This window comes from Aeromonas sp. QDB56 (assembly GCF_027705505.1).
Classification (GTDB): Bacteria; Pseudomonadota; Gammaproteobacteria; order Enterobacterales; family Aeromonadaceae; genus Aeromonas; species Aeromonas caviae.
The window spans coordinates 1-600 of record NZ_JAPDBZ010000328.1 but is presented as its reverse complement, the minus strand read 5'-3'; the positions used below and the strand labels follow the sequence as shown (position 1 = coordinate 600).

Annotated in this window: 1 pseudogene; it reads right to left on the bottom strand. The window is 54.2% G+C overall.

The window, feature by feature from the left end:
• A pseudogene (locus OKB81_RS20715) lies at positions 1-600 on the bottom strand (IS4-like element ISAs18 family transposase); the annotation flags it as partial.

Genomic DNA, 600 nt, shown 5'->3' with positions numbered 1-600 from the left:
CTCCACCGCTTTGAGGGTTCGGGTGCGCCCGGTCGGCGTTAGCCAGTCCCGAGCTGGAACCTGCTCTACACCAGGGTAACCAACCAAAACATTTCCTTTAAATCTAATGAGATAAGCAAAGCCTAGCTCTTGCTCCAGGCGTTCGAACAGCTCCATGTAACCAAAGCCGCGGTCAGCTACTACCGTCACGAAGATACCCTCTGGCAACGTCTGCTTGAGCTTGGTGAGCAGCTCTTTCTCATGGGCATTGCGTTGCCCTTTGAGCAACGATTTCCGATGGGTTTTCCACAGCAGCGGAGTACTGCGACCGTGGTTGGTTTGCAGGCTGATAACCAAGGTACTGTGATCATCGGCATCGAATTCGGTCCAGTCCATGGAGACTACGATCTCGGTACGTTCACCGACCACATAGGGCACCCAATCGTCAAAGAGGCTCCAGACATTGAGCTTGGTGTTAGTGAGCAGGCGATCCACCTGTTTAACCGCATGTTTACGTTCGAGACCGTTGGCCAAGGAGAGGCCACTACCGATGGCGTGGATGGCCAGTGAACCTGACTCGATAACCCCGAGGGTAGCATTGGCGAGGGAAAGAACACGCTT